Here is a 25,999-nt window from a genome sequence, read left to right as displayed (position 1 = left end):
CCCCGGTTTCAGCTCTTCAAGACCTGTTCGAGTGCCTTGATCGACTCGTCGTCCGCGTCGAGGTACGTCTTGGCCGCGTCCGCGGCGGCCTGTCCGAGCGAGCGGGCGCTCTCGCCGACCGCGGCGACCTGCTTGTCGAGGCTCTTGCTGAGATCGGCCAGCGCGCCGGCGAAACCCGTCTCCTCGCCGACTTCGCCGAAGCTGTTCGGGGCGAGTCCGGTGACCGAATCGAGCGCGCGCTTGCCGATGTTCCCCAATTCCTCGGCGATCGCCTCCACCGCTTTGGCGTAGTCGGTGAGGAGATCGGTTTCGACGGTGAAGCCGTTCTCCTGGCCGCCGTCGTCGCCGGGAGGGGCGGAAGGTTGCTCGTTGCTCCCGCCCGGTGGGCCGGAGGGCTGCTCGGCGCCGGTGTCCCCACCGTCCTCGACTTGAGCGGCGGCCTTCTCGGCTTCGTCGAGGTGTTCCTCGTAGCTGTCGTCGTTGTAGGTCGACCAGTCGTCGAAACCGTCGCGGTCCTGGTAGAGCTGGTACGCCGCTTCGGCGTTCTTCGCCGGGTCGAGCAGTTCGTCGTCGGAGTCGAGTCCGAACGCCTCGCGCCGCTGCGGACCCATGTCGCCGAGCATGTTGATCTGCCAGAGGCCGTACGAATCGTCGTCCCCCTGGCCGTTGTGCGCTTCCGCGTTCCCGCTGGACTCGGCCATCGCCACCGCCACCGAGGTGGACAGTGCTTCACCGCGGAAGCCCGCGTCGTAGGCGTGCTGCGCGATCTGCTCCGGTGAAAGTGTCGTCACGGTGAGGAGTATGGGCGCGCCGCTACTCCGAAGGCGGCGAATTCGGGTATTTCCTGCGAAAAGGAACAGATGCGGGTTTCCGGGGGGAAAATGGTCGACCGGGCGATTTCGATAACGAATCGAAAAATGTGTGCACAGTGGATCAGATTCGATGTGGACGGTGGATCGACATGGAACGTCCACGTGCACGAGCGGTTTCCGGTGCTGGGTCTTCGGGTCGTTCGGAAACGAGTGCGGGCGGGCGAAAAGACGTGGACATGATCGGACGCCGGCCTTCGCGCGTTCGGTCTGGCGAACATCACCGATTCGGCCGAGCAGCCGCGGACATGTGATCTGTGGCGGCGGAACCCCCGCGCGCACTTCGGCGATGGTGCACTGGCCCGTGCCACCGGCCGCGGTGGCGAAGGGACGACATCACCGGCACGCCGGTGCGGCACTGGAGGCGCAGCGATGATCACCACCGGGTGGGACGGGTCGATCGGACTGATCACGCTCGACCGGCACGAACGGCGCAACGCGCTCGACCTGGAGCACTGCGAGGCGCTGCGCGACGCCGTGCTCGCACTGGTGGAGCAGGGCGCGCGAGCACTGGTGATCACCGGCGCGGGCAGCACGTTCTGCGCGGGCGCCGACCTCGACGGAGTGTACGGCGACGAATTCCGGGACGGGCTCTACGACGCGTTGCAGACCGTGCTCACCGTGCCGGTCCCGGTGATCGCCGCGGTCAACGGACCCGCTGTCGGCGCGGGCGCCCAACTCGCGCTGGCCGCCGATCTGCGGATCGCGGCCCCGGACGCGTACTTCGCGGTGCCCACCGCGCGCAACGGGCTCGCCGTCGACCCGTGGACGGTGCGGCGCCTGTCGCTGCTGGCCGGAGGCGGCGCCGCCCGCTCGCTGCTGCTCGCCGCCGACCGGCTGGGAGCCGAGGTGGCGCACCAGCGCGGCGTGGTGGACCGGCTCGGGGACCACGACGCGGCCGTGGCGTGGGCGCGGGAGATCGGTGAGCTGGCGCCGCTGTCGCTGCGCTACTCGAAGATGGCGCTGAACTCGCTCGACTCCGGCGAGCAGGGCGATGAGCTCGAAGCGGCCTACGCGGACTGCTGGGCCAGCGAGGACGCCGCCGAGGCGAGCCGGGCCCGCACCGAACGGCGCACGCCGCGGTTCCAGGGGAAGTGATCACTCGCGGGTGCGCGCGAAGCAGGCGCTGACGATCGTCTGCACCGCCACCAGCGCCAGCACCGGAGCCGCCAGCAGCCACGGCGCGGTGCCGAGGTGATCGACCGACTCCGCGATCATCGCGCCCCACTCCGGGCGCGGCGGTGGTGGCCCGAGGCCGAGGAAACCCAGTGCCGCCACGGTGTTCACCAGCGCGGGCAGCCGGACCGCGGCGAGCGCGCCGGTCGCGGGCGCCAGGAACGGCAGCAGCGAGCGGCGCCAGATCCGCAGGCGGCTCGCGCCGAGCGCCCGGTGCGCCAGCACCCAGTTCCGCGTCCGCAGCTGCGCAGTCATCGCGTCCGCGTTCCGGGCGAACGGCAACCAGCCCACCCCGGCCAGGGCCAGCAGCAGGGCCGTCGTGCTCGGCCCCGCGATCAGCGACGTCACCAGCGCCACGATCAGCGGGGGCAGCGCCGTCGCCACGTCCACCCCGGCCCGCACCAGCGCGGCCACCGGTGACGAACTCCAGCCCGTCGCGCAGCCCGCCACCGAGCCCAGTAGCACGGCGGCGGCCAGCGCGCTGCCCGCGGTACCGAGCGTGACCACCGCGCCGTGCGCGAGCCTCGCCAGCACGTCCCGTCCCAGCTCGTCGGTGCCCAGCGGGTGTGCCGTCGACGGCGCACGCAGCACCTCGCCCATGTTCGTGGCCAGCGGATCCCCGCCCGCTCCGAATGCCAGCACCAGCAGGAACGCCCCGGCTCCGAGCAGCGCGGCGACGCGACGCGGGCTCACCGGCGCGCCTCCCACCGGGCGCGGGGCTCGGCGGCGAGCCCGAGCAGGTCGCCCGCGGCGCCCACGCACAGCGCCGCGAGCGCCGCCACCACCAGACCGGCCTGCACCACCGGCACGTCCTGCGCGCGCACCGCCTCCACCACGGTGCTGCCCAGCCCGGGGATGTCGAAGACGACCTCGATGGCGGTGGTGCCCGAGACGGCGCCCGCCGCGTTGTAGGTCACCAGCGACAGCGCCGCTGGCAGCGCGGGCCGCGCCAGGTGCACTCCCCAGATCCGCGCGGCGCCGAGCCCCCGCGCCCGCGCCGCGAGCGCGAAGTTCTCCTGCCGCAACGACACCACCTGTTCGCGGGTCACCGCGGCGATCGGCACCGCTAGCGACGGCACCAGCGACAGCAGCGGCAGCACCGAGTGCTCCGGGCCCCGCCACCCCGAACTAGGCAGCACCTGGAGCCCGACCGCGAACACCAGCACCAGGATCGGGGCCAGCGCGAACTCCGGAAGCGCCGAGAACACCCGCACCAGCCCGGAAAGCACCCGGTCGGTGACCGAACCGGGGCGGTGCGCCGCGAGCAGGCCCGCCAGGTACCCGACGAGGAACGACAGCACCGCCGCACCCAGCATGATGCCCAGCGACACCTGGACCGCGGGTCCGATCACCGCCGCCACCGGGGCGCCGGAGACCCACGAGGACCCCAGATCGCCGCTGACCAGAGAACCGAGCCGCGCCAGAACCCGTTGCGGCAGCGGCAGATCCAGCCCGAGCTCGGCGCGGATCCCCGCCAGGACCGCCGGATCCGGATCGGCCTCCGCGTAGCGGGTGGCGAGCACGGTGCGGGCGGCGTCCACCCCGGTGAGCTCCGGCAGCAGCACCGCGACCAGCACGATCAGCGCGGCCACCACCGGCGCCATGCCCAACCGGGCCAACAGCCCGCGCCCTCCCGTCACCGGCGCGGGGTTCGGGCGGAGAGCAGGAAGAAGCCGGGGGCGCTCGGATACGGCGCGGTGTCGAACAACCCCGTGCGATCGGTGCGCTCGACGAATCCGGCCCGGCCGACGAGCTCGGCGCAGCTCGCGAAGTCGAACCCCATCGGCAGCGCCGGCGCGGCGTCCGCGTAGGACGCGCCGAACCGCTGCTCGGTCGCGCTGTCCCCGGCGTCGGCCGCGTTCCACCGGCCGTCGCTGACCACCAGCAGCCCGCCCGGTCGCAGGACTTCCGCCCACGACTCCACGGCGCGCCGCGCGTCGGGCAGCGTCCACAGCACGTTGCGGGTGACCACCACGTCGAACGGCCCCGCGGGCGGCTCGTCGGCCGTGCCGAGCAGCCACCGGACGTCGAGCCCTTCGGCGGCGCCGCGTTCCTCGGCGACCCCCAGCATTCCCGGTGAGGCGTCCTGCCCGGTGACGAGGTGGCCGTCGGCGGCGAGGATGCGGGCGAGGAATCCCGTGCCACAGCCCGAATCCAGCACTCGCGCGCCCGGACCGGCCAGGTCCGCCACCAGCGGCCCGAGGCGCTTCGCCCACAGGTCCCGCGCCGGGTCCTGGCCGGGTTGCCGGTCGTAGCCGCGGCGGGCGCGGTCGTTCCAGTAGTCGATGATCGGCGTGCTCATCGCAGCACGACCTCCTCGGTGAGGAAATCCCGTTCCAGCGGGTCGGCGGGAACCCCGCTCACCGCCGTGCGGTGGGCGAAGCGCTGCTGCTCGTGGACCAGCGGCACGCCCGCGACGCGCTCGGCGAGCAGGTCGTCGGCGCGGCGGAAGACCGCGGTGCGCCGGGCGGGGTCGCTGATCCCGGGCAGCTCGGCGAGCAGCGAGTCCAGCTCCGGCGCGCAGAAGTGGTCCAGGTTGAACCCGCCCCGGCAGCTGAAGTCGCTGGCCAGGTGCGCGGCGGCGTCGGGGACGTCGACGAGCTGGTTGCGCGAGTACACTGCGGCGTCGAGCTCCCCGGACAGGATGCGCGGCTCGATGCTCCCGGCGGGTTCCTGCACGATCCGGACGGTGAACCCGGCCCGGCCGAGCTCGTCGGCGACGACGGTGGTCAGCGCGGGCAGCTCCGGGCGGTCCGGGTAGGTGCCGATGGTGATCGGGACGGGCGCTCCGCCGGTGACCTCGGTGACCGACCGGCGGGCCGCCGCCGGATCGGGCCGCGGCAGCGGGTGCTGCTCGCTCCACGGCACGGCGGGCCCGAAGTAGCGGCTCGCGGCCACTCCCTGCCCCCGCAGCACCCCGGCGACCAGGCCCGCGCGGTCGATCGCCGCCGCCGCGGCCTCGCGCAGGCGCGGGTCGGCGAACGGGCCGCCGGAGGTGTTGAGGTGCAGCGCCGTCGTGCGCGGCAGGTTCACCGCGTCGACGCGGAGCCCGGAGTCGGCGCGCACCTCGGCGAGCTGGGAGACCGGGACCTTGTCGATGAGGTCGAACTCGCCGCTGCGCAGCCCGTTCACCCGTGCCGAGGCGTCCTCCACGAACCGCACTTCGGCCCGCTGCACCCGCGCCGGCCTGCCGCGGAACCCGTCGAACCGGCGCAGCGACACGCGCTGGTCGCCGTCGGCTCCGGTCACCTCGAACGGCCCGGTGCCCGCACCCTTCGCCGGGTCGACCGAACCGTCCGGGCGGATCGCGGCGGGTGCGAGCACGGCCGTGTTCGCGGCGCTGAGCCGCTGCGGCAGGATCGGGTCCGGGGCGGAGGTGCGCACCGCGAGCGTGCGCTCGTCGAGCGCGTCGGCCCGCTCGATGGTGTCCCGCAGCGCGCGCGGCGGGGCTGGGTCGTGCACGACGCGGTTGATCGACTCCGCGGCGGCCCGCGCGGTCACCGGCTCACCGGATTGGAAGCGCACGCCCTCGACCAGCGTGAACCGCCACTCGGTCGGCGTGGTCCGCAGCCACGACTCGGCCAGGCCGGGCTCGGCGCTGCCGTCCATGGCGCCGTCGACGAGCGTTTCGGTGATGCCGAGCCGCTGCATCAGTAAGGCGTCGTCGGAGGCGGGGGACCAGTTCGCCCGCGGCGGGATCGTCACCGCCACCCGCAAGGTGCCCGCATCCGCACCCCCGCCGGTGAACCCGCACCCGGCGAGCACCAGCACGAGCCCGAAGACCAGAGACCCAACACCGCGTCGCAATTGCCAACTCCTTGCAACAAGACCGACGCGGATCCTTGCACGACCCGGCCAGCGACGACGAGCAATAGTGGCGATCGCCTCCCGAACCGCCGAGCGCGGCAGCGCACGATCGGAACGGCCCCGACGCGGGAACTGTGGAAATTTCCCAGTTGTGCCGCGGAAAAGCGGCCGAACGGGCGTGCCGGGGGAGTCGAGGGCCCCGTGATCCGGGAGCGCTGAGCTGGCGAGGTGGGGAGCGCTTGGGCCGAATGCCACGTCACGGCCGGTGGACGCGCTCCGGGGACGGCTGCGGGTGGCCCGCCTCGAGCGATCTTGACGACCGGGTGGCCGCGCGGTTGGCTGCTCGCCGTCACCGCATCGAGATCGGTCGTCGCCAGAGGAGCCAGCGCCATGCCCACCCCGTCGCACCAGCCGTCCCGCCGGGCCCTCCGGTCGCTGCTCGTCACCGGTGTCGCCGCGAGCGCCCTCGGCGCCACCGCGCTGCCCGCCCTCTCGGTCGCCCCCGCCGCGCCGGTCGCGCCGGTCGCCGCCCCCGCCGCGCCGCTCGTGCCGCCCGCGCTCGCCGCGCACCTCGCCGCGGAAGGCGACCTCGCCGACCCGCACACCAAGGACATCGCGATGCAGCTCGTCTCCAGCGCGGAGAACTCCTCGCTGGACTGGCGCGCGCAGTTCGGCTACATCGAGGACATCGGCGACGGTCGCGGCTACACGGCCGGCATCATCGGCTTCTGCTCCGGCACCGGGGACATGCTGGAACTCGTCGAGGCCTACACCGAGGCGAAGCCGGACAATCCGCTCGCCGGGTACCTGCCCGCGCTGCGCGAGGTCAACGGCACCGACTCGCACGAAGGCCTCGACCCCGGCTTCACCGACGCCTGGGCGCGAGCGGCCGAAGACCCCGACTTCCAGCAGGCGCAGGAATCCGAACGCGACCGGGTGTACTTCACCCCCGCCGTGGACCAGGCCAAGGCCGACGGTCTCGGCGCGCTCGGCCAGTTCGCCTACTACGACGCGATCGTGATGCACGGTCCCGGCCAGGACTGGCCCAGCTTCGGCGGCATCCGCCAGGCGGCGTTGGACCGCGCGACCCCGCCCGCCGAAGGCGGCGACGAGACGGCCTACCTGCACGCCTTCCTCGACTCCCGCGTCGAGGCGATGCGCGAGGAGGAGGCGCACAGCGACACCAGCCGCGTCGACACCGCCCAACGCAGGTTCCTCGACGAAGGCAACCTCGCCCTGACCCCACCACTGCACTGGGAGGTCTACGGCACCCCGTTCAGCATCGAGCAGTGATCTCCGGCGGCAGGTGCCCGGTTGCGGCGATCGCGGCTTCGACGCGTGCCGCGAGCTCGTCCGGTGCCGCGTTCTCGGTGCCGAGGACCAGCCCCGCGCCGCTGAGACCGGGCATCCGCGCCGCCAGCCGATCCGCGGAGGCGAGCAGATCGTCCAGTCCGGACCAGCCTGCGGGCTCCCGGTCCCGGATCCGGCGCCGCAGGGTGCCCGGCTCGGCCTCCAACCGGACCAGCAGGTGCCCGGCGGCGCCGAGCGCGGTCAGCAGCCGCGCGCCGTAGGCGTCGTCCTCGATCGTCGCGGTGACGAACAGCAGGGAGTGCCCGGCGTCCCGGTAACCGGCGCAGACCGCGCCGAGGTTCGCGAACACCCGCGCCTCGTCCAACGGCGGGTAGCAGCGTTCGAGCTCGTCGACCTCGATCAACGCGTTCGGCACTCCCGCGTCGCCGAGGCGGTCGTGCACCGCGGTGGCGACCGTGCTCTTCCCCGCACCCGGTGGACCGGTCAGCACAACGGCGAACATCGGTTCAGCCTAAGAGGTCCTTTCAAAATGACCTGCGCAGTGGGTCGCTCAGCGGGTTCTCAGCGGCTCCTCGCTGCGGGATCGATTTCTCACGTAGCCCTCTGCACGGCGAAGTCGCTGTCCTCGCGAGGAAGCCGCTGAGAACCCGCCGGTGGTCTTCTTGCTCGGGCTGGTCACTGCTCGGCGGTCCCGCCGCTGGCAAGGCACCGATCAAGGATCATTCTGCAAGGACCCCTAAGAGCCCTTTCGGCGCGATCCGCGCAGGTGCCCGGGTAGCGCCTCCGGTCGGCAGGAAGACGACCAGCGGGTCGCTGCGCAAGGGCTCCTCGGCGCCCGCGCACCCGTGACTGGACCAGGTGATCGGGCGCGAAGTGGACCAAGTGGGCGGGCCACCTCGGGATTAGCGTTGCCGGTATGACGAACGAATCCGCCTGCGAACCCGAACACACCCCGCGGCTGAACCTGCTGGAACTCGCGCCGGACGTGTACAAGAGCATGGTCCGGCTGGACGCGGCGGCCCGGAAGGGGCTCGACCCGGTCCTGCTGGAGCTGGTGAAGATCCGCGCGTCGCAGCTCAACCACTGCGCGTTCTGCCTGGACATGCACAGCAAGGACGCGCTCGCGGCCGGTGAGTCGGTGCAGCGCGTCGTGCAGCTCTCGGCGTGGGAGGAATCGCGGCACTTCTACACGGCGAAGGAGATCGCGGCGATCGAACTCACCGAGGCGATCACCGTGCTGACCGACGGTTTCGTGCCCGACGACGTCTACGACCGGGCCGCGAAGCACTTCGACGAGACCGAACTGGCGCACCTCATCGCCGCCATCACGGTGATCAACGCCTGGAACCGATTCGCAGTGACCAGCCGCAACGTCCCCGGCCACTACACCCCGGGCTCGCACTGAGCGGGTTCCTCCGGGGCGGTCTGCGCAGGTGTCCGGGTGGCGGAACCTCAGCGGCTTCCTCGCTGCGGGATCGATTTCTCCTTGTAGGCCCCCTTGCGCCACGAAATCGCTGTCCTCGCGAGGAAGCCGCTGAGAACCCGCCGGTGGAGCTGGTCACTGCTCAGCGGCTCCGCCGCTGACACGACACAGATCACTACCGCTCTGCAACGACGTCGAACCCCGGGGTCATCTCCGGGGTTTCGCTCTGGTGTGGACTCGTTCGCCTTGGGGGCCGAACAGGACCAGGAGTTCCACCGTTCCGGCGTCGGCGGGGCCGAACCAGTGCGGGACTCGGGTGTCGAACTCCGCCGCCTCGCCCGCCTGCAAGGTCATGTCGCGGTCGCCGAGCACCAGGCGCAAGCGTCCGTTGAGGACGTAGAGCCACTCGTAGCCCTCGTGCGTCTGCGGGTCCGGTTCGCCCCGGCCGGCGGGGATGATCATCTTGAAGGCCTGCACGCCGCCGGGGCGCCGGGTCAGCGGGATGTGCGTCATGCCGTGGCGCACGATCGGTTTCGCGTGGATCCGCGGGTCGCCCGTGGCGGGGGCTCCGACCAGCTCGTCCAGCTGGACCTGGTGCGCCTTGGCCAGCGGCAGCAGCAGTTCCAGGCTCGGGCGGCGGCTGCCGGATTCGAGGCGGGACAGGGTGCTCACCGAGATGCCGGTGGCCTCCGACAGCCCGGCCAGCGTGAGCCCGCTGCGCTTGCGCAACGCCCGCAGCCGCGGCCCCACCTCCGCCAGCGTCGCGTCCAGCTCGGGGGACGAGGGTTCGCTCATCCCGCCATTGCAGGATCGGCAACGGAATTTGTCAACGGTCCGCGACGGCGTGCGCCGCGACGAGGTCGGTGCGATGCGTCCGATCGGGTCCGGTTTCACCCGGTACCGCCTGATTCCGGTTCGGCTCGGAGCTTTACGGCCAGTAGGGTGCCTGATCGGGAGGGGCACCGAGAGAAGGAGGAAACGATGGTGTGGACCATCCTCGGCTGGATCGTCTTCGGCCTGATCGCGGGCTTCATCGCGCGGGCGGTCGTTCCGGGCAAGGACAACATCGGCCTGCTGATGACGATCGTGCTCGGCGTCGTCGGCTCGGTCGTCGGTGGACTCATCTTCGGTGTGCTCACCGTGGGCATCCGGGGCTTCCAGCCGACCGGCTGGATCGGTTCGATCATCGGCGCGATCGTCGTGTTGATCATTTATAACGCGGTCACCGGGCGTAAGAGCCGTCAGAAGTGAGTGGTAGCGGCGCGGGCCCCGGGCGGCCCGCGCCGTGCCCGGAACGACGGGCCCCGGACCAGGCCGCTGTCGGCCGTGGACGTCCTGATCCAGCAGAGGTGAGACGTGGCGGATGAGGCCCGGCGGTGGTCCGCCGCCCGAGCGCTCGGTGTCGTGGTGGTCTCCGCGGGCGTCGTGGTCGCCGTCGCCGTGGCACTCCCGGTGCTCGGCGCCCTGATCCCGGCACTGCCGTTCTTCGGCGTTCTCGGCCCGCAGCTGGTCGGCCGGTGGGCCTTCCGGTTCGTGCTGCTCGGCATCGTGCTGGCGTCGGTCGCCGCGGTCGGGTGGTGGCTGCGGGTGCGGCGAGCCGCGAGCGCGCTCGGCGGTGCAGCCCTGATCGCGCTGGCCGGTTCGCTGGTCGTGCTCGGCGGCCAGCTGTCCTTCGCGCACGAGCGCGGTGTTCCGGTCGGGTTCGCCGACGTGCTGGGCGCGGCAACGCCCACCGCGCCACCGGACCGGACCGAGGTCTTCGCCGAGGTCGGCGGCCACGAGCTGCGAGCCTCCGTCTGGTCTCCGCCGCGCGCCGGTGCCGCGCGCCCAGCCGTGGTGTGGGTGCACGGGGGCGGCTTCAGCGCGGGCAGCCGCTTCGAGCAGCGCGCCCTGTACCGGTACCTCGCGGACCGGGGCTATCCGGTGATCTCGATCGACTACCGCCTGGCGCCGCCGCCGCGCTGGCGCGACGCCACTTCCGATGTGGTGTGCGCGCTGTCCTGGATCACCGAGCACGCCGCGGAGCTGGGCGTCGACCCGTCGCGCCTGGTGCTCTCCGGCGGGTCGGCGGGCGGCGGTCTCGCCATCAACGCCGGGTACGCGCTGGCCGCCCGGGACGACGTGGGCGGCTGCGGCGGCGTGCGGCCGGCGCCGCCGATCGCGGTGGCGGGGTTCTACCCGGCGGTCGACCTGGCCGGGGCCTACGCGGACGCCGGCCTCGGCGGCTACGGCAGGCGCACGGCGGTCGCCTACCTCGGTGGATCGCCGGAGCGGTTCCCGGAGCGCTACGTGCACGCGTCGGCGGTGGCTCGGGTCCGGCCGGGGCTGATGCCGACTCTGCTGGTCACCGGCGTCGACGATCACCTGATCTTGGAGAAGCGGGTTCGCGGGTTCGCCGACCGGCTGCGCGCGGAGGGCGACGTCGTGGACTACGTGGCGGTGCCGTTCGGCGACCACGCCTTCGACTCCCGCTTCCACACCACCGGCGGCGCGGTGAGCCGCGCGGAACTGCTGCGGTTCCTGCGCGCGCACGTCCCGCCGGGGTGAGCGGACACGCCCGGCGCGGTGCTCGCCTCGAACGGTCGGCCGTGGCGCGCGGGCGCAACCCGAATGTGGGCAGCGACATGCAGTGAGATGTCCGAATTGGTCTAATTGGGTTCTTTGTGTCGACTGGTCGGCTCCCGCGTGTCAAGGTCAGCACGTGAGCGAGGGAGATCGCCGCCCACCGTGCGGGAGCTGCAGCCGAACCAGATACGGGGAACGCGTGCCGCGCGGCGCGATTCGTTCCCGCCGCGCGTGAACTAGCGCGCCGCAGCGCTCCCGCGCCTTCCCCCTCGGGCCTTGCAGAGCCGCAATGCGCCCGGCGACCGAACCCCGGTAGTCCGCCCGCCGCCGCACCCGCTTCGGGAAGTGGCCACCGGGCGGGCGGAACCGCCGCCGTCGGGGGATACCGCTCTCCGCGGTCACCGCTGGAGCGACTTCGCCGCCGCCCGACGTACGACATCAGCCGACCCCAGAACGCCATCGCCCCGCGCCGTCCGCGGGCGATGTCTCGTGGGCCGCCCCGGTACCGGCGCGGCCATCCGAGGCCGACACAGCGCAGACCACTGCCGGTGAGGATGACCGATGAACCTGGGCGAGAACTCCGCCGAGCTGCCCGCGTCCGACGCCGAACTCGGCATCTGGATCGCCGAGCAGGCCCGCTCCGAACAGCGCTCGCGGTACCTGTGGGGCGAGTACGTCGACATCGCCGGGCCGCTGGACGTGGACGCGCTGGTGGCGGCGGTCCGCCTCGCCGCTCGCGACACCGAGGCGATCAACGCGGTCTTCGCCGAAGGTTCCGACGGCCGGCCTCGCCGTCGCCTCCGCGCCGGTGAGCCCGACATCGCCGTCCGGGACCTGCGCGCCGAAGCGGAACCGCACGCGGCGGCGCTGGAGCTGATGCGCGCGGAACTGGACCGGCCCGTGGACTTGGCGACCGGCCCGCTGTTCGGCGCGGAGGTGCTGCGGATCGCCGACGACCGCCACCTGCTCTTCCAGTGGGTGCACCACATCGCGCTCGACGGCGTGGGCATGACGCTGTTCTCCCAGCGGGTGTCGGAGATCTACGGCCACCGCGGCGCGGGTGAGCCCGTGCCCGCCAGCGGCTGGGCGTCGTCGGCCGCGCTGCTGTCCGAAGAGGACGAGTACCGCCGGCGCGCCGAGTTCGACGCGGACCGGCGGTGGTGGCAGGACCGGCTCGCGGACGGTCCCGGGTTCCTGAGCATGGCGGCCCGTCCGGCCGCGGCCTCGGCGCGGTCGCTGCGGTTGAGCGCAGTCCTGGACGAGTCGGCGTTCGCCGGGTTGCGCGCCGCCGCGCAGCGGCTCGGGCAGCGCTGGTCGCGGCTGATCGTGGCGACCACCGCGCTGCACACCCACGCGGTGACGGGCAGCCGGGACGTGGTGCTGAGCCTGCCGGTCCCGGGCCGGGCCACCGAGCTCAGCCGCACCGTGCCTTCGATGTCGGCGAACGTGCTGCCGCTGCGGCTGCGCGTCGACCCGGCCGCCACCGTCGGCGAGTTCGTCGAGCAGGTCACCGCCGAGGTCGCCGGGGTGCAGCGCCACCAGCGGTACCGGGGTGAGCGGTTGCGCCGCGAACTCGGCTACCCCGAGGACGGCCGGGTGTTCTTCGGCCCGGTGGTGAACATCCAGAAGTTCGCCTACGGCCTGCGCTTCGGCGACTGCTCGGCGAGCGTCCACAACGTGCAGGCGCCGCCGTCGGAGGACTTCTCCGTGGTCGCCTACGACCGGGGCGACGGGGAGCTGCGCTTCGACTTCGACGCGAATCCCGCCAACCACGACGAGGAGCTGCTCGCGGCGGCCCGGAACCGGTTCCAGCGGTTGCTGCGGCAGCTGGTGGACGCTCCGGCGGAGACGCCGCTGGGCCGGTTCGAGCCGGTGTCCCCGCAGCAGCGGGCGGAGGTGCTCGCGGCCGGTACCGGCGCGCCGTCGGAGCCGGTCGCGCGCAACGCGGTCGCGGCGTTCGCCGAGCAGGTGCGCAGCCGGCCCGATGCGGTCGCGGTGACCTCGGCGGCCACGGGCGAGCGGCTGACCTACCGCGAACTGGACGTCCGCTCCGCCGCGCTGGCGGCCCGGCTGGTCGCGGCCGGGGCGGGTGCGGAGTCGCCGGTGGGGCTGCTGGTGGAGCGGTCCGCGGACCTTGTGGTGGCGGTGCTGGCCGTGGTCCGGGTGGGCGCGGCGTACGTGCCGCTGCACCGGGGCGACGCGCCCGACCGGCTGCGCACCATCGCGGACACCGCCCGGATCGAGCTGCTGGTCACCAACGTGACGACGGACGATTTCGCCGCGTGGTTCCGGGAACGGGGCCGGGTGCTCGACCTCGCCGAGCCCGCACCGGCGGCCCCGGAGGCGGATGCGGACCCCGAGCCGGCGCGGCTCGCGTGCGTCATGTTCACGTCCGGTTCCACCGGTGTGCCGAAGGGCGTCGCGATCACCCACGACAACCTGGTGCGGCTGGTCGCCGACCGGTGGTGGGCGGAGGGCGGTGCTCGGCGGGTGCTGCTGCACTCGCCGCACGCCTTCGACGCGTTGACCTTGGAGCTGTGGGTGCCGCTGCTCACCGGGGGAGAGGTGGTCCTGGCTCCGCCGGACGCCGCCGACCTCGGCGTGCTCGGCGAGACCGTCGCCGCGCACCGCATCACCGGGCTGTGGCTCACGGCGGGCCTGTTCGACGCGCTCAGCGAGGAGAACCCGGCTTGCCTGGCCGGGGTGCGCCAGGTGTGGACCGGCGGTGACGTCGTCTCGCCCGCCGCCGTGCGCCGGGTGCAGGAGGCAGTGCCGGGATTGACCGTGGTCAACGGCTACGGGCCGACGGAGACGACGGTGTTCGCGACCCGGCAGCCCGTGCCGCCCGGAACCGCGCTCGACGAGGCGACGGTGCCGATCGGGGCGCCGCTGGACGGCAAGCGGGTCCACCTGCTCGACGACGCGCTGCGGCCGGTGCCGCCGGGCGTCGTCGGCGAGCTGTACCTGGCGGGCGCGGGCGTGGCGCGCGGCTACGTCGGCGCTCCGGGCGCGACGGCGCACCGGTTCGTGGCCTGCCCGTCCGGCCCGCCGGGCGAGCGGATGTACCGCACCGGTGACCTGGCCAGATGGAACTCCGAGGGGCTGTTGGAGTTCGCGGGACGCGCCGACGGCCAGGTGAAGCTGCGGGGCTACCGCATCGAGCTCGGCGAGATCGACGCCGCGCTGCGCGGCGCGCCCGGTGTGCGGCAGGTCGCGACGGTGCTGCGCGAGGACCGTCCCGGTCGGCGGCGGATCGTGAGCTACGTGGTCGGGGAGGCCGACGCCGACGTCCTGTCGGCTCGGGCGGACGCGGCGCTCCCCGCGTTCATGGTGCCCTCGGCGATCGTGCCGGTGGACGAATTGCCGTTGAACCGCAACGGAAAGCTCGACCGCGATGCCCTTCCCGCGCCCGCCGGTGCGAGCGCGGAAGTGGTGGAGGTGGCGTCCTCGACCGACGCCGAGCAGGTGCTGCGGCGCTTGGTGGGCGAGGTGCTCGGGCTCGCGGACGTGTCGCCGGAGGCGGACTTCTTCGAGCTCGGCGGTGACAGCATCACGGCGATCCAGTTCGCCAGCCGGGCGCGGCGCGCGGGTTTCGGGATCGGCACCGCCGACGTGTTCCGGCATCCCACGTCCGCCGCGCTGGCTCGACACGCCGGAGTCCCGGCCGCACCGGCGCGTCGCGACACCGGGCCGGATCGGGGGCCGCTGCCGCTGACGCCGATCATGCACTGGTTCCGGGAGCTGGGCGGCTCGGTGGCGGGTTTCGCGCAGTACGCGGTGCTGCGGACCCCGGCCGGGTTCGACGAGGACGGGATGCGCGCCGTGCTGCGCGCTGTGGTGGCACATCACGACATGCTGCGATTGCGGCTGTCCACAACGGACGTATTGTGGTCGCTGTCGGTCGCCGAGGACCCGGAGTGCGAGCTCGTGCGCGAGGACGTGCGCGGCCTGGGGGGTGCGGAGCTGCGGGAGCTCGCCGCCGAGCACGCGCGCTCGGCGCAAGCGGGACTGGATCCCGCTGCGGGCCGCGTCGTTCGGGCGGTGTGGCTCGACGCCGGTGCCGAGCCGGGCACGCTGGTGCTCGCCGTGCACCACCTCGCCGTGGACGGGGTGTCCTGGCGGATCCTGCTCGACGACCTGCGCGACGCCGGGCGTGCAGTCGTCGAAGGTCGCGCGCCGCGGCCGGATCCGGTCGGCACTTCCTTCGCGGAGTGGGCGCGCGATTCGGGTTCGCGGGCGCAGCAACCCGAAGTGCAGGCGGAGCATCCACTGTGGAGGGACCTGGCCGCCGCCTCCGATCCGCCGTTGACCGCGCGACCGCTGTCGCCGGAGACCGACTCGGAAGCCACTCGCGCGCACCGGTCCCTGACGCTGCCCGCCGCGGTCACCGGTGAACTGGTGCACCGCGCCGCCGCGGTGTTCGGCTGCCCGGTGGACACCGTGCTGCTCGCGGCGTTCGCGCTGGCCGTGACGGGCCACCCGCGCGCCGGTGACGCGGTGCTGGTGGACGTGGAGCGCCACGGCAGGGAGGAGTTCGCCGACGACCAGGACCTGTCCCGCACCGTCGGCTGGTTCACCACCCGGTTCCCGGTGCGGTTCGACCTGCGCGGCGCGCAGCCCGAGAGCGCCGGCTGGGACGAACCGGTCGAGCGGGTCCGCGCAGCGCTGGATTCGATACCGCGCAACGGCATCGGCCATGGTCTGCTGCGCCACCTGAACCCGCAGACCGCGCCGGAGCTGGCCGGTGGTACCCGCCCGCAGCTCGGGTTCAACTACCTCGGGCGCTTCGACGCCGCGGGTGAGCAGGATTGGGGCCCGCAGCCGTGGTCGGGCGTGCTCGGCTCGGCGATGCCGCCGGACCTGCCGCTGACGCACCCGATCGAACTCGACTCGCTGATCACCGACGGCGCCGACGGTCCGCGGCTGACCGCGAACTGGTCCTGGGCGGGCGAACTCGTGCCGGAGCACGAGGTCGACGAGCTGGCCCGGCGCTGGTTCGAGGTGCTCACCGAGCTGGCCGCCGAGGCGCGGCACCGAACCGACCGGGACGGCGGCGAGGTGCTGGCGCTGCCGCCGCTGGCGCAGGGACTGCTGTTCCACTCGCTGTTCGACCGCGACGGCGTCGACCCGTACCTAGTGCAGTTCGGGTTCGAGCTCACCGGCGCGCTCGACGCCGCGGCGCTGCGCGGCGCGGTGCACGCGCTGCTGCGCAGGCACCCGCAGCTCACCGCCGGGTTCCGGCACGGCACCGACGGCGTCCCGGTGCAGGTGTGGCCGTCCCGGTTCGGCGTCGACTGGACCGAGCTCGACGCACCCGCCGAGGCCGACGTCACCCGCTACCTCGACGCGGACCGCGCCCGACGTTTCGACCTGAGCGACCCGCCGGTGCTGCGCGCCGCGCTGCTGCGCACCGGCCCGGACCGGCACGTGTTCGTGCTGACCACGCACCACATCCTCATCGACGGCTGGTCGATGCCGATCCTGATCCGGGACCTGTTCGCGCTGTACGCGGCCGAGCCGCTGCCGGACCCGGTGCCCTACCGCGCTTTCCTGGACTGGATGGCGAAGCAGGACTCCGCCGCGCACGAGGTCGCATGGCGCGCATTGCTGTCCGATGTGGATGAACCGGCGCTGGTGGCCGCGCCCGGCGCGGGCGCGGCGCGGCACGGGCGGGTGCACCACGAGCTCGACGCCGCCGCGACCGAGCGGATCCGGCAGGCCGCGCGCAGCCACGGGCTCACCTTCAACACCCTCGTGCAGCTCGCCTGGGGCGTGCTGCTGGGAGCGTTGACCGGGCGCGACGACGTGGTGTTCGGCGCCACCGTCTCCGGCCGCCCCGCCGAGCTGCCGGGAGTGGAGGACGTCGTCGGGCTGCTCATCAACACGGTGCCGGTCCGGGTGCGGCTCGGAGCGGGTCGCACCGTGGCCGAGGCGCTGGCCGGGCTGCGCGAGCAGCAGCTCGCGGTGCTGGAGCACCAGCACGTCGACCTGACCCGGTTGCAGGCCATCGCCGGGCACGGCGAGCTGTTCGACACCGTGCTCGTGTTCGAGAACTACCCGCCGGACCCGCAGGACGCACAGCGGCACCTGCGGGAACCGCGGATCACCGACCTGCGGGTGTCCGACGGCACGCACTACCCGCTGTCGCTGATCGTGCTGCCCGGCGACCGGCTCGGCTTCCGGCTGGACCACCGCGACGACGTCGCCGACGAGCCCGCCGCGCGCCTGCTGCTGGAACGGCTCGGCGCGCTGCTGGAACGCCTCAGCTCGGCGCCGGACGCGCGGTTGGGCGAGATCGACCTGCTGCTGCCCGGCGAGCACCGCGCACCCGCGCCGCTGCCGGACGTTCCGGGCGGGGTGCTGCCGGAGCTGTTCGAGCGGCACTCGGCGGCGCGTCCGGATGCGCCCGCGGTGTCCTGCGGGCAGCGGCGGCTCACCTACGGCGAGCTCAACGCGCGGGCGAACCGGCTGGCTCGGGTGCTGACGTCGCGAGGTGCGGGTCCGGGGCGGTTGGTGGCGCTGGCGCTGCCGCGCGGCACCGAACTCGTGGTCGCGCTGCTGGCGGTGCTGAAGTCCGGTGCGGGCTACCTGCCGCTGGACCCGGCGTACCCGGCGGAGCGGCTGCGCGCCACGCTGGCCGACGCGGATCCGGCACTGGTGGTGGCGGTGCGGGACTCGGCCGCCGCGCTGCCCGCGGAGGCGGCGCCGCTGGTGCTGGACGACGACGCGGTCGCTGCGGCCGTGGACGAGATGCCGGGCGGCGACCTCGCGGTCCCGATCGCGCCGGGCGACACCGCCTACGTCATCTACACCTCCGGGTCGACCGGCACGCCGAAGGGCGTGGTCGTCACGCACGACAACGTGCACCGGCTGCTGGTGGTCACCGACCGGCACTTCGGGTTCGGCCCGGACGACGTGCACACCCTGTTCCACTCCTACGCGTTCGACATGTCGGTGTGGGAGCTGTGGGCCGCGCTCGGGCGGGGCGGGCGGCTCGTCGTGGTGCCGTTCGAGGTGAGCCGGGCACCGGGGGAATTCCGGGAACTGCTGGACCGCGAGCGGGTCACCGCGCTGTCGCAGACCCCGTCTGCGTACTACCAGCTCGTCGAATCCGGTGCCGAGCCGGACTCGGTGCGCTGCGTGGTGCTGGCGGGGGAGGCGCTGGACCCGGCGCGCGTCCGGGGCCGGATCGCGGCGGACACCCCGCGCGTGATCAACATGTACGGGATCACCGAGACCACCGTGCACACCACGTACGCGGAGCTGCGCGATCCGGCGGAGACGCGCAGCGTCGTCGGCGCCGGGCTGGACGACCTGCGGCTGCACCTGCTCGACCGCGCGCTGCGGCCGGTGCCCCCGGGTTGTCCCGGTGAGCTCTACGTCGCGGGGCGCGGTGTGGCGCGCGGCTACCTCGGGCGGCCAGGACTCACCGCGTGCCGGTTCGTGGCCGACCCGTTCGGGCCGCCCGGCACCCGGATGTACCGGTCCGGCGACCTGGCCCGGTTCCTGCCCGACGGGTCGCTGGAATACCTGGGCCGCGTCGACCAGCAGGTGCAGGTGCGCGGTTTCCGCATCGAACCGTCCGAGGTCGAGCACGTGCTGGAGCAGCACGAGTCGGTCGCCCGAGCGGTGGTGCTCGCCCGCGACGACGCGGGCGGACCGCGCCTGGTGGCCTACGCGGTGCTCGCGGCGGAGGTCGAACCGGCGGTGCTGCTCGACCACGCGGCGGCGGTGCTGCCCCGGCACATGGTGCCGTCGTTCGTGCTGCCGGTCGGTGAGATTCCGCTGACGCCCAACGGGAAGCTGGACCGCCGCGCGCTGCCGAGCCCGGTGTCCGGGCGGGCGCCGGGGCGGGCGCCGGGCACCGCGGCGGAGCGGTTCCTGCGCGAGGCGTTCGCCGCGACGCTGGGCGTGCCGGGCATCGGCGTGGACGAGGGGTTCTTCGACAGCGGCGGGCATTCGCTGCTGGCCACCCAGCTGATCAACCGGATCCGTTCGGGGCTGGGCGTCGAGCTCGACATCCGCACCTTGTTCGACGCGCCCACGGTGGCCGAACTGGCCCGCCGCATCGCCGACCAGGCCGAGGCGTCCCGACCGCGGCTGCGCGCGGGCAGGCGTCCCGAGCGCGTCCCGCTGTCGCCCGCGCAGCGCCGGTTGTGGTTCATCAGCGGGTTCGACGAGTTCGGCTCGACCTACAACCTGCGGTTCGCCCACCGCTTGCGCGGCGCGCTGGACCCGGTCGCGCTGCGGGAGGCGTGGCGGGACGTGGTGGCCCGCCACGAGGTCCTGCGCACCGTCGTCGCCGAAGCGGAAGACGGCCCGTGGCAACGCGTTCTGGCCCCGGACTCGCTGTGCTTCGAGCACGTCGAAGTGTCCGAGCAGGAGCTGCCTCGGCGGTTGGACGCCGACTCCGCGCACCGCTTCGACCTGGCGGCGGATCCGCCGCTGCGCGTCACCCTCTACACCTCGGCGCCCGGTGAGCACGTGCTGCTGATCCTGCTGCACCACATCGCCGCCGACGGCTCGTCGTTCGCCCCGCTGAGCCGCGACCTGTCCCGCGCCTACCGCGCGCGGATCGGCGGTGCTGCTCCGCAGTGGACCTCGGATCCGGTGCAGTACGCCGATTTCACGCTGTGGCAGCAGGACATCGGTACCGATCACCAGATCGAGCACTGGACGCGGGTGCTCAAGGGCGCGCCGGAGCAGTTGGCGCTGCCGACCGACCACCCGCGTCCGACGGCCTCCGCGCACGTCGGGGAGACCGTCGAGATCGAGTTCGACGCCGACCTGCACGCGGCGGCGGCCCGGCTCGCCCACGACCACGACGTCAGCCTCTTCATGGTGCTGCACGCCGCGCTCGCGGTCCTGCTGCACCGCCACGGGGCCGGTGCGGACCTCCCCATCGGCACCCCCGTCGCCGGTCGGGGCGACGCCGCGCTGCACGACGCGGTCGGCTGCTTCGTGAACACCGTGGTGCTGCGCGCGGACCTGTCCGGGCAACCCGCCTTCGGCGAGTTGCTGCGGCGGATCCGGTCGGTGGACCTGGACGCCTTCGACCACCAGGAACTGCCGTTCGAGCGGCTCGTCGAAGTGCTGCGCCCGGCGCGTTCGCTCGCGCACCACCCGATCTTCCAGGTGATGCTGGCCTTCCAGGACACCCCGCCCACCGAGTTCGACCTGCCCGGCACGGCCGTCGAACCCGTGGCGCTGCACGGTTCCTCCTCGCGGATGGACCTGCTGTGGAGCCTGCGCCCCGGCCACGACGAGCGCGGCGCGCCCGCCGGGATCGGCGGCGTGCTGGAGTACGACGCGGAGCTGTTCACCCCGGCCACCGCACGGGCGCTCATCGGCCGCCTGGAACGGCTGCTGCGCGCCGCCACCGCCGAGCCGGAGCGGAGCGTCGCCGAGCTGCCGGTGCTCACCGAAGCCGAACGCACCGGGCTGGCGCACCAAGCGCGGCGCACCGCCCGGGAGGTGCCGCCGGGCACGGCGCACTCGCTGTTCGCCACCCAGGTCGCCCGCACGCCGGAGGCGGTGGCGCTGATCCACGGCGATCGGGAGCTGACCTACCGGCAGGTCGCCGAGCGGGTGGACCGGATCGCCGCGGAACTCACCGCGCGCGGTGCCGGGCCGGGCCGGCTCGTCGCGCTCGGCCTGCGCCGCGAACCCGACCTGCTCGCGGCGATACTCGCGGTGACCGCCGTCGGTGCCGCGTACCTGCCCTACGACCCGGACCTCCCGCGGCGCCGGGTCGCGGGCGTGCTCGCCGACGCCCGCCCGGCCCTGGTCGTCACGCACGACGACACCGGCGCGCTCACCTGCGAGGACGGTCCCGGCGAGCCGGGCTCGGTCCCGCCCGGTACCGCGTACGTGATCTACACGTCCGGCTCCACGGGCCGGCCGAAGGGCGTGGTCGTGCCGCACGACGCGGTGCTGAACCTGCTGTGCTCCCTGCGCGAGCGGCTGCGGCTCGGGCCGGACGACCGGGTCCTGGCGACCGCGCCCGCCGGGTTCGACATGTCGGTGCCGGAGCTGTACCTGGGCGTGGTCACCGGTGCGGCCGTGGTGCTCGCCGGACGGGACTTCACCCGCGACCCCGCGCTGCTGCTCGACCTCGTCGACCGGCACCGGGTGCGAGCGATGCAGGCCACGCCGTCGCTGTGGCACGCGCTGCTCGCGCAGCGACCGAGGGACCTGCGCGGCGTGCGGGCCGTGATCGGCGGTGAGTTCGTGCCCGGCCCGCTGGCCGAGCGGCTCGGCGACCTCGGTTGCGAGGTGGTCGCCTGCTACGGGCCCACGGAGACCACGGTGTGGTCCACGGCGCACCAGGTGCAGGGGGCGCAACCGGCGGCGGTGCCGCTCGGGAGTCCGCTGTGGAACACGAGTTGCCACGTGCTCGACCGGTGGCTCAACCCGGTCCCGCCCGGAGTCGTCGGTGAGCTCTACCTCGCCGGGCGCGGCGTGGCCACCGGCTACCTGCACCGCACCGCGCTCACCGCGCTCCGGTTCGTCGCGGACCCGTTCGGGCCGCCCGGAACCCGCATGTACCGCACCGGCGACCTCGCCTCCCGCGACGGGGACGGCGTGCTGCGCTTCCACGGCCGCGACGACGACCAGATCAAGATCCGGGGCCACCGGGTGGAACTCGGCGAGATCGAAGCGGTGCTCACCGAACATCCGCAGGTGCTGGCGGCGGCCGTCGCGGTGCACGACCACGACGCCCAAGACCGCAGGCTCGTCGGGCACCTGGTGGCGCCCGGCGCGGACCTGGCCTCGGTGCGGGCGCACCTGGCGGAGCGGCTGCCCGCCTACATGGTCCCGTCCCGGCTGCTGACCACGCCGGAACTTCCGCTGTCGCACAACGGGAAACTGCTGCGCGACCGGCTGCCCGACCCGGGGCGGGCGGAGGTCGAACCCGAACCGGCCGGGACGGCGGCGCAGCAGGCGATGTGCGCGGTGTTCGCCGACGTGCTCGGCGTGCCGCGGGTCGGGCACCGGGAGAACTTCTTCGAACTCGGCGGGCATTCGCTGCTCGCGGTGCGCCTGGTGGACCGCGTCGAGGCGGAGTTCGGCATCCGGCCGCACATCCGCGACGTGTTCGCCGCCGCGACCCCGGCCGGTCTGGCACGGGTGCTCGGCGCCACCGACGCGCCCGCCGGTCACCTCGTTCCGCTGCGCACCGGGGGCGACGCCCCGCCGGTCGTCTGCGTGCATCCGCTGAGCGGCCTGGCCTGGTTGTACTCGGGGTTGCTGGCGCACCTCGACCCGGCGCACCCGGTGTACGGCCTGCAGGGGATCGGTGCGGGCGGGGTGGCGGACCTGCCGGGCGACGTCGACGCGATGGCCGAGCGCTACCTCGCGGAGCTCCGGTCGGCGCACCCGGAAGGGCCGTACCACCTGGTGGGCTGGTCGTTCGGCGGGCTGGTGGCGCACGCGATGGCGGCGCGGCTCGGGGCGGAGACCGGGTTGCTGTGCCTGATCGATCCGCCGCTCGGCGGTGGAGCTCCCGGTGACGACGATCCGATCGACCTGGAGCGGATCCACGGCGTGCTGCTCACCTCCGTCGGCCGCGACGGGGACGTGCCGCGCTCGTTCGCCGAGGTGTCGGCCGCGCTGCGCCAGGAGGGCAGCGCGCTCGCCGAGCTCACCGAGCAGGACATCGCCGACCTCGTCGAGGTGTCCCGGCACAACGCGAGCCTGCTGCCCGGGCACCGGCCCGGGCACCACACCGGCGCGACCGTCCACATCGGAACTCCGGACGGCCCGGATCCGCGGCGCTGGCGCCCGCACCTGGACGGGCCGTTCACGACGTACCGGCTCGACCACCCGCACCACCGGGTCATGCAACCGCGCCACGTCGGCGAACTCGGCGCGATCCTGCGCGACCACCTGCGAGAGCACACCGAACACGAGGAGGACCGGCGGTCATGACCAACCCGTTCGACGACGAGGACGGCACCTTCCTGGTGCTGCGCAACACCGAACTCCAGCACTCCCTGTGGCCCGCGTTCGCCGAGGTCCCCGCCGGGTGGGACGTGGTGCTCGACGGCGCGAGCCGCGAAGACGCGCTGCGGTACGTCGAAGAGCACTGGACGGACCTCCGGCCCGCGTCGGCGGAACGGCCTGCGTAGGCGCTCAGCGGAACCTCAGCGGCTTGCTCGCCGCGGGGTCGTTTCTCCCGACTGGCTCCGCCACGAAGGAAGAACCGTCCCCGCGAGGAAGCCGCTGAGAACCCACCGGTGAGCGGCCCGCTCAAGCCGGTCACCGCACAGCGGCTCCGCCGCTGACAGGACGACGATCGAAGACGGGTTCTCGGCGGCCTCCGCCTGACGAGGCTGAGAACAACGCCTATCCGAAACGAGGTGTTCCGCGATGCCGTACCGGTCCGAGCTGGCGGCGCTGCCCGCCGGAGCGCGGGTCGTCATCCGGCTGCCCAACGGCCCCGACCTCGCGTCCGTGCTGCTGACCTGCTTCGACCGCGAGCTGGTCGCGGTCCCGCTGGCGCCGCGCGGTACCGACCCCGCCGAGATCGTGCGGCGGGTCCGGGCGAGCGCCGTGGTGGAGCGGGTCGCCGGTGAGATCGAGGTGCGCGCCACCGGCCTCCCCCCGGAGCACCCGGACGCGGCGGGGCTGGCGTTCATCATGTTCACCTCCGGTTCCACCGGGCGGCCGAAGGGCGTCCGGCTCAGCCGTCGCGCCGTGCTCGGCAACGCCGCGAAGACCGCCGCGCTGCACGGGATCTCACCGGATCGTCCACATGGGACATGCCTGCCGCTGTACCACTGCAACGCGCTGGTGATGTCGTTGCTCGGCACGCACCGGACCGGGGCGCCGCTGGTGCTGCACTCCCGGTTCGACCCGGCCGGGTACTTCGCCGCGCTCACCGAAGGGGGAGCGCGCACCGCGTCGATCGTCCCGGCGCTGCTGGCCGACCTGCTCGACGCCGCACCCGACTGGCCCGCGGAACTCGACTACCTGATCACCGCCGCCGCACCGCTGACCGGGGACCTGGTCCGCCGCTTCCACCGGACCTACGGTCCCCGGCTGCGGCAGGGCTACGGGCTCACCGAAGCCGTCAACTTCAGCTTCACCATGCCCCTGCTGGACGCGGCGGGATTCTCCGAGCAGTACCTGGACCGGTTCCCGCCTGTCGGGGAAGCCCTGCCGGACACGGAACTGCGGCTGGAATCCGGCGAGGTGCAGATCCGCACCCCCGACCTGATGGACGGCTACTGGGAAGACCCGGCCGCCACCGCCGAAGCCGTCACCGACGACGGCTGGCTGCGCACCGGCGACCTGGGCGACCTGCGCGACGGGCTGCTCGTGCTGCACGGGCGCACCAAGGAGCGGATCAACCGGGGCGGCGAGAAGCACTACCCGCTGGAGGTCGAACGCGGCTGGCGCGCCGACGGCCTCACCGGTCGCTTCGCCGCCGTCGGCGTCGCCGAACCCGCGCTGGGCCAGGAGATCGGCCTGGTCACCGACGACGCGGAAGTGGGCGTGGTCCAAGACCTCTGCGAGCGGACCGCGCTGCGCCCGGCGGTGCTGCGGTTCGGCGGATTCCGCGCCACCGCAACGGGAAAGCCGCAGCGGTCGAAGATGGGCGCGTCGCTGGCCGCCCGGCGGCTGGCCCCCGGGCGGTACGAGCGGCTGCTGGAGCACGCCGCCCTCGCCGCCCGCCGGATGCACGCCGACGCGCCCGGATCCGACGAACTCCAAGCGCTCGCAGCGCTCGCCCCGCCGACCGCGACGGCCGAGGACGACGTGGCGTTCGCAGCGGTCGACTTCGTCCGCGAGCACTGGACGAGCCCCGAGAGCGCGGAACTGGCGGCGGCGAAATCAGTGTGGCGCGCGAAGCTCGCCGCGGCCTGGCCGCTGGCGGCCCACGTCGAACTCGCCGCGGAAGTGGCGGCGGCCGAAGGCGCTCCCGCCGTGGCCGTCCCGTTCGGCGAGGAGACGACCATCGAAGACGGGCGGTTGCTGGTGCTGCCGCACGCGACCGGAACCACCACCGGTCGGGCGCCCTGGGCGCTCGGTCCGGTGTGGACGTTCCTCACCGGCGGCGGGACCGGCCACCGCGTGAACCGGTGGAGCAGGCTGCGCCGGCTCCGGCACGACGGACATGCCCTCGTCGGCTGCTCCGTGCTGCGTGCCGGACGGCACGATCTCGGCGGCGTCATCTGGGCCCGCCCGACTCAGGAGGAGTGAGCATGGCACGGCGCGACGACCATCCCTTGGAGATCGCCACCTGGGCGAAGAACTCCATCACCGACGACCACACCGACCTGCGCGTGGACCACGGCGGGCTCGACGTCCCGCTGCACGGCACCGCCTCGGCCAGCGGCCGGGAACTCGCCACCAACGGCGAGATCGGCGCCGACCTCATCCGGTTGCCCGCGGGCCAAGGATTCGTGCCGCACACCCACCCCGGGCACCACGTGCTCACGGTGGTCGCCGGGGTCGGCACCATCACCTACGGCGGCCGGATCCACGAGACGCAGGCGGGGCAGACGTTCCTCGTCGAAGGGTCCGTGCCGCACGCGGTCGGCGCGATCACCGACCACCTCATCGTCGCGGTCGGCGCCCCGCACAAGCGCATCGACTCCAGCGACCGGATGACGCCCGTGCCCTACGAGGAGATCATCGCCGACGACGGCGACCTCACCTGCCTGCTGTGCGACAAGACGGCAGGGGCTCCGCGGTACCTGCACTCCCTGGACTGCCCCCACTGCCCTTGTCGCGAATGTGCTGGTTTGCCTGATTGAGATTTCGGCTCGTTCTGCTTTGGTGGTCGGGTGGCGGAACCTCAGCGGCTTCCTCGCTGCGGGATCTTTTTCCCGAGTGGCTC

The 25,999-nt window shown here is 73.5% G+C and carries 16 protein-coding genes; 9 read left to right on the top strand and 7 right to left on the bottom strand.

The window, feature by feature from the left end; translation table 11 throughout:
• Positions 1-8: 8 nt before the first annotated feature.
• Positions 9-791 carry a transglycosylase SLT domain-containing protein gene (locus tag OOZ19_RS20980; protein ID WP_266091849.1) on the bottom strand — a complete coding sequence of 261 codons (783 nt, stop codon included), beginning with the start codon at positions 789-791 and terminating at the stop codon, positions 9-11.
• Positions 792-1,241: 450 nt separating this feature from the next.
• Here OOZ19_RS20980 and OOZ19_RS20975 point away from each other — a divergent pair, with 450 nt between their 5' ends.
• On the top strand, positions 1,242-1,967 hold the full coding sequence (locus OOZ19_RS20975; RefSeq protein ID WP_266091848.1) for an enoyl-CoA hydratase: 726 nt from the start codon (positions 1,242-1,244) through the stop codon (positions 1,965-1,967).
• On the opposite strand, the gene OOZ19_RS20970 is transcribed toward OOZ19_RS20975, so the two are convergent.
• Genes OOZ19_RS20970 through OOZ19_RS20955 form a run of 4 tightly spaced genes read right to left on the bottom strand, consistent with a single transcriptional unit; the run spans position 1,968 to position 5,852 of the window.
• On the bottom strand, positions 1,968-2,738 hold the full coding sequence (locus OOZ19_RS20970; RefSeq protein WP_266091847.1) for an ABC transporter permease: 771 nt from the start codon (positions 2,736-2,738) through the stop codon (positions 1,968-1,970).
• Positions 2,735-3,685: an ABC transporter permease gene (locus OOZ19_RS20965; protein WP_266091846.1), complete on the bottom strand. Its 951-nt coding sequence runs from the start codon at positions 3,683-3,685 to the stop codon at positions 2,735-2,737. The genes OOZ19_RS20970 and OOZ19_RS20965 overlap by 4 nt, the downstream gene beginning before the upstream one ends.
• On the bottom strand, positions 3,682-4,347 hold the full coding sequence (locus OOZ19_RS20960) for a class I SAM-dependent methyltransferase (RefSeq protein WP_266091845.1): 666 nt from the start codon (positions 4,345-4,347) through the stop codon (positions 3,682-3,684). The genes OOZ19_RS20965 and OOZ19_RS20960 overlap by 4 nt, the downstream gene beginning before the upstream one ends.
• The gene (locus tag OOZ19_RS20955) at positions 4,344-5,852 is read right to left on the bottom strand and encodes an ABC transporter substrate-binding protein (protein WP_266091844.1); all 1,509 of its coding nucleotides are present in this window, start codon (positions 5,850-5,852) and stop codon (positions 4,344-4,346) included. The genes OOZ19_RS20960 and OOZ19_RS20955 overlap by 4 nt, the downstream gene beginning before the upstream one ends.
• Positions 5,853-6,242: 390 nt before the next feature.
• Between OOZ19_RS20955 and OOZ19_RS20950 the strand changes: the two genes are divergently transcribed.
• Positions 6,243-7,145, top strand: a complete 903-nt coding sequence (locus tag OOZ19_RS20950; protein ID WP_266091843.1) for a chitosanase — start codon at positions 6,243-6,245, stop codon at positions 7,143-7,145.
• On the opposite strand, the gene OOZ19_RS20945 is transcribed toward OOZ19_RS20950, so the two are convergent.
• On the bottom strand, positions 7,129-7,665 hold the full coding sequence (locus OOZ19_RS20945) for an AAA family ATPase (protein ID WP_266091842.1): 537 nt from the start codon (positions 7,663-7,665) through the stop codon (positions 7,129-7,131). The genes OOZ19_RS20950 and OOZ19_RS20945 overlap by 17 nt on opposite strands.
• Before the next feature lie 414 nt (positions 7,666-8,079).
• On the opposite strand from OOZ19_RS20945, the gene OOZ19_RS20940 reads away from it, so the two are divergent.
• On the top strand, positions 8,080-8,568 hold the full coding sequence (locus OOZ19_RS20940; protein ID WP_266091841.1) for a carboxymuconolactone decarboxylase family protein: 489 nt from the start codon (positions 8,080-8,082) through the stop codon (positions 8,566-8,568).
• A gap of 225 nt (positions 8,569-8,793) precedes the next feature.
• Here the strand turns inward: OOZ19_RS20940 and OOZ19_RS20935 are convergent, their stop codons facing one another.
• Entirely contained in the window at positions 8,794-9,381 is a 588-nt protein-coding gene (locus OOZ19_RS20935; RefSeq protein ID WP_266091840.1) for a helix-turn-helix domain-containing protein, read from the bottom strand.
• A gap of 186 nt (positions 9,382-9,567) precedes the next feature.
• Between OOZ19_RS20935 and OOZ19_RS20930 the strand changes: the two genes are divergently transcribed.
• The 6 genes from OOZ19_RS20930 (at position 9,568) to OOZ19_RS20905 (ending at position 25,916) form a co-directional block, all read left to right on the top strand.
• Positions 9,568-9,837, top strand: a complete 270-nt coding sequence (locus OOZ19_RS20930; RefSeq protein WP_266091839.1) for a GlsB/YeaQ/YmgE family stress response membrane protein — start codon at positions 9,568-9,570, stop codon at positions 9,835-9,837.
• 105 nt (positions 9,838-9,942) lie between these two features.
• On the top strand, positions 9,943-11,133 hold the full coding sequence (locus OOZ19_RS20925) for an alpha/beta hydrolase (RefSeq protein WP_266091838.1): 1,191 nt from the start codon (positions 9,943-9,945) through the stop codon (positions 11,131-11,133).
• A 579-nt stretch (positions 11,134-11,712) separates the two neighbouring features.
• The gene (locus OOZ19_RS20920; protein ID WP_266091837.1) at positions 11,713-23,082 is read left to right on the top strand and encodes a non-ribosomal peptide synthetase; all 11,370 of its coding nucleotides are present in this window, start codon (positions 11,713-11,715) and stop codon (positions 23,080-23,082) included.
• Positions 23,079-23,282, top strand: coding sequence for an MbtH family protein (locus OOZ19_RS20915; RefSeq protein WP_266091836.1), 204 nt, complete (start codon positions 23,079-23,081; stop codon positions 23,280-23,282). The genes OOZ19_RS20920 and OOZ19_RS20915 overlap by 4 nt, the downstream gene beginning before the upstream one ends.
• Positions 23,283-23,523: 241 nt before the next feature.
• Entirely contained in the window at positions 23,524-25,359 is a 1,836-nt protein-coding gene (locus OOZ19_RS20910; RefSeq protein ID WP_266091835.1) for a class I adenylate-forming enzyme family protein, read from the top strand.
• 2 nt (positions 25,360-25,361) lie between these two features.
• Positions 25,362-25,916 carry a cupin domain-containing protein gene (locus OOZ19_RS20905; protein WP_266091834.1) on the top strand — a complete coding sequence of 185 codons (555 nt, stop codon included), beginning with the start codon at positions 25,362-25,364 and terminating at the stop codon, positions 25,914-25,916.
• Positions 25,917-25,999 lie beyond the last annotated feature (83 nt).

The sequence above is a fragment of the Saccharopolyspora sp. NFXS83 genome (genome assembly GCF_026241095.1).
GTDB lineage: Bacteria > Actinomycetota > Actinomycetes > Mycobacteriales > Pseudonocardiaceae > Saccharopolyspora_C.
The sequence above is the reverse complement of the archived record's forward strand: the minus strand, read 5'-3'. Positions and strand labels throughout refer to the sequence as shown.